Raw genomic sequence first — 9,216 nt, 5'->3', positions numbered from 1 at the left:
ATGCATTTCCCTGTGGGAGCGGGCTTGCCCGCGATGGTCGCACCTAGGTCTTAAGGCAGATCACGGCTCGCGTAGAACGCACCCAACACCTTCACCAGGTGCGCCAGGTCATGGCTGCCGCACAGTTCGCGGATGGAGTGCATGGCAAACGTCGGCAGGCCGATGTCCACCGTACGCACGCCCAGGTGGCTGGCGGTGATCGGGCCGATGGTGGAACCGCACCCCATGTCGCTGCGTACCACGAAGCTCTGCACCGGCACTTCCTGGGCCATGCACAGATGGCGGAAGAACCCGGCGGTTTCGCTGTTGGTGGCGTAGCGCTGGTTGTTGTTGACCTTGATCACCGGGCCGGCGTTGAGTTTGGGGCCGTGGTTGGCGTCGTGCTTCTCGGCGTAGTTGGGGTGCACGCCATGGGCGTTGTCCGCAGATACCAACAGGGATTTCTGAATGGTACGTACGAACTCATCACCTTCCGGCAGCAGGCGGCGCAGGGTCTGTTCCAGCATCGGACCGTCGGCACCGCAGGCCGAGCAGGAGCCGACTTCTTCATGGTCGTTGCACACCAGCACGCAGGTTTCTTCGGTGTCGCTGGTGAGCAAGGCTTGCAGGCCGGCGTAGCACGACAGCAGGTTGTCGAGGCGGGCGCCGGCAATGAAGTCGCCATTGAGGCCAATGACGGCAGCGCTCTGGGTGTCGTAGAAGCTCAGCTCGTAGTCGAGCACCACATCGGCGTTCAGCCCGTGTTCGCGTGCAAGCTGCTCGGTGAGTACGGCGCGGAAGTCCACACGCTCGTCACCGGCGAATTGGGCGAGGATCGGTGGCAACTCGGTCTGGGCATTGATCGCCCAACCTTGGTTGGCTTCACGGTTCAGGTGAATGGCCAGGTTCGGGATGATGGCGATGGGCAGCTTGAAGTCGATCAGTTGGCTTTCGACCTTGCCATCGCGGCGAAAGGTGACGCGGCCAGCCAGGGACAGGTCACGGTCGAACCAGGGCGCCAGCAACGCGCCGCCGTAGACTTCCACGCCCAACTGCCAGAAACCCTGGCGTTGCAGCTCCGGTTGCGGCTTGACCCGCAGGCAAGGGCTGTCGGTGTGTGCACCGACCAGGCGGATACCGTCCAGCAGCGGCGAGTGCCGGCCAAGCTTGAAGGCGATGATCGAGGAGTCGTTGCGGGTGACGTAATAGCGACCGTTGGCCTCGGTGGTCCAGGTTTCGCGCTCGTCAAGGCGCTGGTAACCGGCGGCTTCCAGGCGTTGGGCCAGGGCGGCAGTGGCATGAAAAGGAGTAGGGGAGGCCTTGAGGAAATCGATCAGGCCTTGATTCAACGCTTCGCGCATAAATAGCTCCAGACAGCAATGCGCGGAGTTTACCGTATTGGTTGCGAACACAACACAAAACCACTGTGGGACTGACACACCGCTATCGCAGGCAAGCCAGCTCCCACATTTGATCGGGTTCACCCTTCAAAAGGGCGCAGGGCACTCGAAGCGCAAGCGCTCACCGCTTTGCGGGTGAGTGAAGCTCAACATGCTCGCATGCAGGCACAGGCGCGGCCACGCGGCCAGGGCCTGTTCATGGGCGTACAGGCCGTCGCCGAGCAACGGGTGGCCGATGGACAGCATGTGTACGCGCAGTTGGTGCGAACGCCCGGTGATGGGCGTGAGCTCCACGCGGCACCAGTCGCCACAGCGTTCCAGCACTTTCCAGAAGGTCAGCGCGTGTTTGCCGAACTCATGGTCCACCACATGGCGTGGTTTGGTCGGTGGGTCGTAGCGCAGGGGCAGGTCGATGCTGCCACTGTCCAGTGCCGGTTGGCCCCAGGCCAGGGCGGTGTAGGCTTTTTCGGTTTCGCGGTCATGAAACTGGCGCGACAGCTCGCGGTGGGTGTCGGCGTCCCGGGCCAGCAGGATGATCCCTGACGTTTCCCAGTCCAGGCGGTGCACGATGCGGGCTTCGGGGTAGCCGTTTTCCTGCAGGCGGGTGATCAGACAGTCCTTGTTGTCGTCGGCGCGGCCAGGCACCGAGAGCAGCAGGGTCGGTTTGTTCACCACCAGGACAGCGTCATCCTGATGGAGGATATGGATGTTGGACAGCGGCATTAAACAGCCTCGTAACAAACGCCAACGGCGGCTCGCCCACCTGGCTCCCCAAGGGGATCAAGGTGAACGAGCCGCCGTGGCGGCCACCCGTTCGATCAACGATCTGGCAGGGTGATATTGAGTTCCAGAATCGAACAGCTTCCCTCATTCTCGAGGGCGATCTGTACTTGATCGTCGCCGATATTGACGTACTTGCGGATCACTTCCACCAGTTCCTTCTGCAAGGCGGGCAAGTAGTCCGGGGTGCTGCGTTGGCCGCGTTCGTGCGCCACGATGATCTGTAGACGCTCTTTCGCCACGGACGCAGTAGTCGGCGTTTTTCTGGTACGAAAGAAGTCAAAAATGTTCATGGTTTAGTTGCCTCCAAAGATACGCTCGAAGAATCCCTTCTTCTTGACATCGAGGAAGCGATGTTCCACGGACTTGCCCAGCAGGCGATCGACGGCATCGCTGTACGCCTGGCCGGCGTCGCTCTGGTCGTCGAGGATGACCGGAACACCTTGGTTAGAGGCTTTGAGCACTGCCTGGGATTCTGGAATCACGCCCAGCAGGGTCACGGCGAGGATTTCTTTCACGTCTTCAACGCCAAGCATTTCGCCGTTGCTGACGCGCTCGGGGTTGTAACGGGTGAGCAGCAGATGCTCCTTGATCGGGTCTTCGCCTTTTTCGGCGCGCTGGGACTTGCTGGCCAACAGGCCGAGCATGCGGTCCGAGTCACGTACCGACGAGACTTCCGGGTTGGTCACCACGATGGCCTCATCGGCGAAGTACATCGCCAGGTGGGCACCGGTTTCGATGCCGGCCGGGGAGTCGCAGACCACGAACTCGAAGGTTTCTTTCAGTTCGGCGAGGACTTTGCCCACGCCGTCCTTGGTCAGCGCTTCCTTGTCACGGGTCTGGCTGGCCGCCAGCACGTACAGGTTTTCGAGGCGCTTGTCCTTGATCAGGGCCTGTTGCAGGTTGGCTTCGCCGTTGACCACGTTGACGAAGTCATACACCACGCGGCGTTCGCAGCCCATGATCAGGTCGAGGTTACGCAAACCGACGTCGAAGTCGACGATAACTGTCTTGTGGCCGCGCAGCGCGAGACCGGTACCGATAGCGGCGCTGGTGGTGGTCTTACCCACACCACCCTTGCCGGATGTAACCACGAGAATCTTGGCCAAGGTGTTTCACCCCTAAGGAAAAAGGACTTTTCGGTCCCTGAAAAACATCTCTTGGAACTCGCTGCAGGCGGACAGCCTTGTAGGAAAAAATAATTCCTACACAAGTAATGCCGGTTTCGCTGTGCTATCAGAGTCTAGAGATGCTTGGAAAATGCGGCAGTATCCGTTAAAGACGGATGATGTTCAACACATCGCCCGACAGGCTGACCTGCACCCCGGCCCCCCACAGCGGATCACGGCGCAAATCTTCTGAAACCTTGTACTGGCCTGCGATGGACACTAGCTCAGCGGTCAACTGCTGGCAAAAAATCCGCGCCTTTGTATCACCCTTGATGCCGGCGAGGGCACGTCCGCGCATCGGGCCGTATACATGGATGTTGCCATCGGCGAGAAGTTCCGCCCCGGGACTGACCGAAGACACCACCACCAGGTCGCCGCCCTGGGCGTAAATTTGCTGTCCGCCGCGTACGGGCGAGGTGATGATCTTTGTAGGCTTGATCGTCGGCTCCGGTGGTTTTTCCGGTTTTTTCTTCTCTTCACCGACCAATGGTTCGAGCGGACGCTCGCGCGCACCCGAGGGTGGCAATACTGGCAGTTCAATGGCGATGGCCGCAGCAATGTCTTCGATACGGCTGGCGCGAATCGCCAGCGTACGCAGGCCGTGGGAGCGACAGACGCGCATCAGCCCGGGCAGGTCGATGACGCCCTGGCCGGCGGGCAGTTTGTCCAGCGCCAGCACCAGCGGGGCGTTGTTGAAGAAGTTCGGCGCCAGGGCGACCTTGGCGGCGAGCTGGCGGTCCAGGGCGTCGAGGTCGTTGCGGGCCAGTTCCAGCACGGTGATGGCGAGCATGCTGCCTTTCAGCTGGAACACGGGATCTTGGTCTAGCGGTTCGGTTTGGCTCATGGTCGGCAAAAGCGGCTTGTCACGAAAAGTGTCGAGACTTATAACGAGAACATCCCCGGGCCGCAAGCCGGGTCGAACCGTTGTAGAATGCGCGGCCCTTGTCTTTACCGGAATCTGTAATGGATCGCCCGCGTTTTCGAGCTGTATTTTTTCACCCGCGTTTTTGGCTGTTATGGCTGGGACTCGGCTTGTTGTGGCTGGTCACTCAACTGCCGTATCGCGCGCTGCTGACCATTGGTCGTTTGCTCGGCGCGGGGATGTACCGCGTGGCCGGCGAACGTCGCCGCATCGCTGCGCGCAACCTGGAGCTGTGCTTTCCGGAAAAAACCGCCCAGGAACGCAAGCGACTGCTCAAGGACAACTTCGCCTCCACCGGCATCGCCTTCTTCGAGATGGCCATGAGCTGGTGGTGGTCACGCCAGCGCCTGGCGCGGCTGGCCCATGTCGAAGGCCTGGAACACCTCAAACAGGCCCAACTGGATGGCAAGGGCGTGATCCTCATGGCCCTGCACTTCACCACCCTGGAAATCGGCGCGGCCTTGCTGGGGCAGAAACACACCATCGATGGCATGTACCGCGAGCACGGCAACCCGTTGTTCGACTTCATCCAGCGCCGTGGCCGCGAGCGTCACAACCTCGATTCCCTGGCCGTTGAGCGCGAAGACGTGCGTGGCATGCTCAAGCTGCTGCGCGCCGGCCGCGCCATCTGGTATGCACCGGACCAGGACTACGGCGCCAAGCAAAGCATCTTCGTGCCACTGTTCGGTATCCAGGCCGCTACCGTGACGGCCACCAGCAAGTTTGCCAAGCTGGGCAAGGCGCTGGTGGTGCCATTCACCCAGGAGCGGCTGGCCGATGGCAGCGGTTATCGCCTGGTGATCCATCCGCCGCTCAGTGACTTCCCTGGCGAGAGCGACGAAATCGACTGCCTGCGGATCAATCAGTGGGTCGAAGCAGCGGTTCGGGAATGCCCCGAGCAATACCTGTGGACGCACCGGCGCTTCAAGAGCCGGCCACCGGGCGAGCCCAAGCTGTACGAGAAACGCCGTCGGTAAATCCTGACTTTTCCCATATGGAGTGACGCAATGCGCCCAGCTGAACCGGTTACAGGCTTGATTCTTTCCGGCGGCGGGGCGCGAGCAGCGTATCAAGTAGGGGTATTGGCGGCGATTGCCGAGCTGTTGCCGTCGGGGGCGCCCAACCCGTTTCCGGTGATCGTCGGCACCTCTGCCGGCGCGATCAACGCCGTGAGCCTGGCCAGTGGCGCCATGGACTTCACTGCCGCGATCCAGCGCCTTACCGCATTCTGGCAAGGCTTTCGCAGCCACCTGGTGCTGCGCAGTGACTGGCCCGGGGTCATTCGTCAGGCCGGGCGCTTCTTTATTCACAGCCTGCTCGGCCTCGGCGCCCAGGTGCCGGTGGCGCTGCTCAACAGCACGCCGCTCAAAGCGCTGCTCAAGGATAAATTGCACCTGGACGGCATTGGCGAAGCGATTCGCCAACAGCATCTGCATGCCGTGGCGGTGACGGCCTTTGGTTATGAGTCCGGGCAAGCGGTGACCTTCTACCAGGGCGGCGGCACCATCGATGCCTGGTTACGCCATCGGCGTATCGGTGTGCCCACGCAGCTTACGGTCGAGCACCTGCTGGCCAGTTCGGCGATTCCCTTGCTGTTCGCCCCGGTCAAACTGGAGCAGGAGTACTTCGGCGACGGTGCCGTGCGCCAGTCGGCGCCGATCAGCCCGGCGCTGCACCTGGGCGCCAGCCGTGTGCTGGTGGTCGGTGTCAGCGGCAACCCGCGCGGCAACGAGCCGGCGGCACAGCGCACCTACACCGGCCAGGAACCCACCCTGGCGCAGATCGGTGGGCACATGCTCAACAGCACGTTCATTGACAGTCTGGAAAGCGATATCGAGTTGCTGGAACGCTTGAACCAGTTCAGCCATGCCGCGCCCGAGTTGGCGGCCGTGGAAGTGCTGGTGATCGCCCCGAGCCAGCCCATCGATGAAATAGCAGCGCGGCATCGCCAGGAACTGCCGGCGGCGTTGCGCCTGTTTTTGCGCGGGCCGGGAGCGACCAAGACGAGCGGGGCGGGGGTGCTGAGTTACTTGCTGTTCGAAGCGGGGTATTGCAGCGAGTTGATCGAGCTGGGACGGCGCGATGCGTTGGCCAAGCGTGAGGAGTTGTCACGATTCCTTGGCATTACACCGATCTAAATGTGGGAGCTGGCTTGCCTGCGATAACGGTGTGTCAGCCCATAAATGTGGCACAGACAGATTGCTATCGCAGGCAAGCCAGCTCCCACAGGAGACCGCGATCACATTTTAAAAGTGGTACTTGACCAGGAAGCTCGCGGTGTTCTGGTTGGTCTTGAATGCGCCCGAATCTTCGATCCCGTACTTATTCTTCCAGTAGTCGTATTCGAAGCCCACGTACAACTGCTTGTCGCCCCAGTGCAGCGCTTTGCCGAGGTCGTATTTGACCTGCGGGTTGAAGTGCAGGTTGGCGTGGTAAGTGCCACGGGCGTTTTTGTCGTTGTCGGTCACCCAGTCCATGAAACCGTCGATCAGCACGTCGGAGTTGCCCACCGGAAGGGTGTATGACCACACCGGGGTGATCTGCCACACGCCGTCACCCGGACGATTGCCTTCAGTCTGGCGCTGGTAGAAGTTCAACTGGAAGTAGTCGAAGCCGGGGATGTTCAGGTCGAAGCCCGGACCCAGCAGGTACGACTCGTTATCGCCTTCGCCGAACTCGTAGGTGAACGCCAGCAGCACATCTTTCACCGGGCCCAGGGACAGGTCCTTGTCCAGAATCTTGCCGAACGACAGGCGCGGGCTGAACTCACCGTAGTAGGTGTTCGGGCCGACATTTCCGTCTTCCTTGCCGTTGTAGAAGATGCGGTCGAGGAAGAAGAAGTTGTCGCCGTACTTCCAGGCGTCGGCGTGCTCGAACGTGACGGTTTGCTGGATCTGCGGGTTGACGGTGAAGCTCTTGCCCCACAGGTAGGTCAGGCTGTTGTTCTGCCACTGCAACAAATCACCGGCCACGGCCTGGCCGCCGGCCAGCAGGGATCCCGCCAGCATCAGGCCTTTGAACATAGGTTTCATTCGGTTGCTCCCGAGTTAAGGTTTTATGGTTTTTCTTCTACGCAGGCGCTCTGGTGTGGCGCCTTTTGGTTCGCTGCAAAAATCGTCTATTCGGTCAGCTTTGATGCTTTTAGCAAGCGCCGCGCCAAGGCTTTCAAAAAGCCAAAAAATCCCCGTCGGCTGCATCGGATGCAGTCGAATTCAGGGGACTTTTGCGTGTTTTGGCCGCAGACAATAGGCCGGGATAAGTTGGCCTTGCAGTCAGCTTTTACATTCGCTGTTTTTTTTTGAGTCGATTCGAGCGGGCGCGGAGAATACTGGCTCCCATGCCTTGGCTCAAGTGCGCCGTTACAGCGCGCGCGGGGCGAGAATGGGGCACGGCTCGTGGCCGGCCCCAGGTGAAGGGTGTGCATGTGGATGTTCCCTGTTTCGTTATTGTTTTTGTTTGAACGAAGGAATCAATGCGTATGGGCGACGGCAGGTCGTTCCGAACCGCCGAGAATGTTGAACAGCACATTCAGCGATAACGCGCTGAGGGTGGCCATGGCGATGCCGCTGTGGGTAATCGGGCTCATCCACAGTGGCAACTGCGCGAAGAATTCCGGGCGCACCACCGGGATCAGGCCCATGCCGATGCTCACTGCCACCAGCAGTTGGTTGCGACGGTCGGCGATGTCGGCTTCCTGCAGGATCTTGATCCCGGTGGCCGCGACCATGCCGAACATGGCGATGGCCGCGCCGCCGAGCACCGCCGGCGGAATCGACGCCACCAGGTAAGCCGCTTTGGGCAGCAGGCTGAGCACGATCAGGAACACCCCGGCCATCATCGTCACCGAGCGGCAGCGCACGCCGGTCATTTGCACCAGGCCGATGTTCTGCGCGAACGAGGAATGGGTGAAGGTGTTGAAGAAGCCGGCAAAGAACGACGCACCGGCATCGCACAGCAAGCCTCGGCGCAGCATCTTTGGCGTGACGTCCTGGCCGGTGATCTTGCCCAGGGCGAGGAACATCCCGGTGGACTCGACAAAGATGATCACCACCACCAGGCACATCGACAGGATCGGCGCGAGCTCGAACTTGGGCATGCCGAAATGCAGCGGTGTCACCAGCTGCACCCACGGTGCCCGGGCCAGGCCGCTGAGGTCGACCATGCCAATGGCCCCGCACAACGCGTAGCCCAGGCCCATACCGATCAAGACCGAGATGTTCACCCAGAAGCCGCGCATGAAGCGGTTGATCAGCAGGATGGTCGCCAGTACCAGGGCGGCGATGGCCAGGTAGACCGGCGAGCCAAACGTCGCCGCGGCACTGCCGCCCCCGGCCCAGTTCACGGCCACGGGAAACAGCGACAGGCCGATGGCGGTGATCACGGTGCCGGTCACCAGCGGCGGGAAGAAGCGTACAACCTTGGACATGAACGGCGCGATGAGCATGCCGAAGAATCCGGCCGCGATGGTCGCCCCGAAGATCCCCTGCAAGCCGATACCCGGCATGCCGGCCATGGCCACCATGCTGCCGACGGCGGCAAAGCTGGCCCCCATCATCACGGGCATGCGAATGCCCACCGGCCCGATGCCGAACGACTGCACCAGGGTGGCGATACCGGCCACCAGCAGGTCGGCGTTGATCAGAAAAGCGATTTCTTCACGGCTGAGGCCGGCGGCCTGGCCAATGATCAGGGGCACGGCGACCGCGCCGCCGTACATCAGCAAGACGTGTTGCAGGCCTACCAGAATCAGTTGCAAGAGGGGCAGCCGCACCAGGGCGGGTGCGGCGGGAATCTGCGGTTCGGCTAACTCGGTCATGCAACACCTCGGATCTTTTTATTGTTGTGTTGTTTGGCATTCAATTGCCGGATGGAACTCAATCTTCAAAACACGACTGATCTCAAAGGTGGGAGCTGGTCTGTGTGGGAGCTGGCTTGCCTGCGATGCAGGCACCTCGGTGTATCAGGC

General features: G+C 61.2%; 9 protein-coding genes. 2 read left to right on the top strand and 7 right to left on the bottom strand.

The window, feature by feature from the left end; translation table 11 throughout:
• Positions 1-50: 50 nt before the first annotated feature.
• The 5 genes from ACW9IN_RS29570 to minC all read right to left on the bottom strand — a co-directional run bounded on the left by ACW9IN_RS29570 (position 51) and on the right by minC (position 4,172).
• The gene (locus ACW9IN_RS29570; protein WP_457369171.1) at positions 51-1,340 is read right to left on the bottom strand and encodes a M18 family aminopeptidase; all 1,290 of its coding nucleotides are present in this window, start codon (positions 1,338-1,340) and stop codon (positions 51-53) included.
• A 126-nt stretch (positions 1,341-1,466) separates the two neighbouring features.
• Positions 1,467-2,102: an RluA family pseudouridine synthase gene (locus tag ACW9IN_RS29565; protein WP_003192838.1), complete on the bottom strand. Its 636-nt coding sequence runs from the start codon at positions 2,100-2,102 to the stop codon at positions 1,467-1,469.
• Between the two features lie 95 nt (positions 2,103-2,197).
• Positions 2,198-2,452 (bottom strand): cell division topological specificity factor MinE, encoded by a 255-nt coding sequence (gene minE, locus ACW9IN_RS29560; protein ID WP_019410761.1) that lies wholly within the window; start codon positions 2,450-2,452, stop codon positions 2,198-2,200.
• A gap of 3 nt (positions 2,453-2,455) precedes the next feature.
• On the bottom strand, positions 2,456-3,268 hold the full coding sequence (gene minD / locus ACW9IN_RS29555; protein WP_457369170.1) for a septum site-determining protein MinD: 813 nt from the start codon (positions 3,266-3,268) through the stop codon (positions 2,456-2,458).
• Positions 3,269-3,434: 166 nt separating this feature from the next.
• Positions 3,435-4,172, bottom strand: coding sequence for a septum site-determining protein MinC (gene minC / locus ACW9IN_RS29550; RefSeq protein ID WP_457369169.1), 738 nt, complete (start codon positions 4,170-4,172; stop codon positions 3,435-3,437).
• A 119-nt stretch (positions 4,173-4,291) separates the two neighbouring features.
• Here minC and ACW9IN_RS29545 point away from each other — a divergent pair, with 119 nt between their 5' ends.
• Both ACW9IN_RS29545 and ACW9IN_RS29540 read left to right on the top strand, forming a co-directional pair.
• Positions 4,292-5,227 carry a lipid A biosynthesis lauroyl acyltransferase gene (locus ACW9IN_RS29545; protein ID WP_457369168.1) on the top strand — a complete coding sequence of 312 codons (936 nt, stop codon included), beginning with the start codon at positions 4,292-4,294 and terminating at the stop codon, positions 5,225-5,227.
• A gap of 30 nt (positions 5,228-5,257) precedes the next feature.
• Positions 5,258-6,388 (top strand): patatin-like phospholipase family protein, encoded by a 1,131-nt coding sequence (locus tag ACW9IN_RS29540; protein WP_457369167.1) that lies wholly within the window; start codon positions 5,258-5,260, stop codon positions 6,386-6,388.
• 108 nt (positions 6,389-6,496) lie between these two features.
• On the opposite strand, the gene ACW9IN_RS29535 is transcribed toward ACW9IN_RS29540, so the two are convergent.
• Positions 6,497-7,282 carry an outer membrane protein OmpK gene (locus ACW9IN_RS29535; RefSeq protein WP_457369166.1) on the bottom strand — a complete coding sequence of 262 codons (786 nt, stop codon included), beginning with the start codon at positions 7,280-7,282 and terminating at the stop codon, positions 6,497-6,499.
• Between the two features lie 437 nt (positions 7,283-7,719).
• Positions 7,720-9,066 (bottom strand): nucleobase:cation symporter-2 family protein, encoded by a 1,347-nt coding sequence (locus tag ACW9IN_RS29530; protein ID WP_457369165.1) that lies wholly within the window; start codon positions 9,064-9,066, stop codon positions 7,720-7,722.
• Positions 9,067-9,216: the final 150 nt, after the last annotated feature.

This window comes from Pseudomonas sp. SDO5271_S396 (assembly GCF_054071795.1).
The sequence above is the reverse complement of the archived record's forward strand: the minus strand, read 5'-3'. Positions and strand labels throughout refer to the sequence as shown.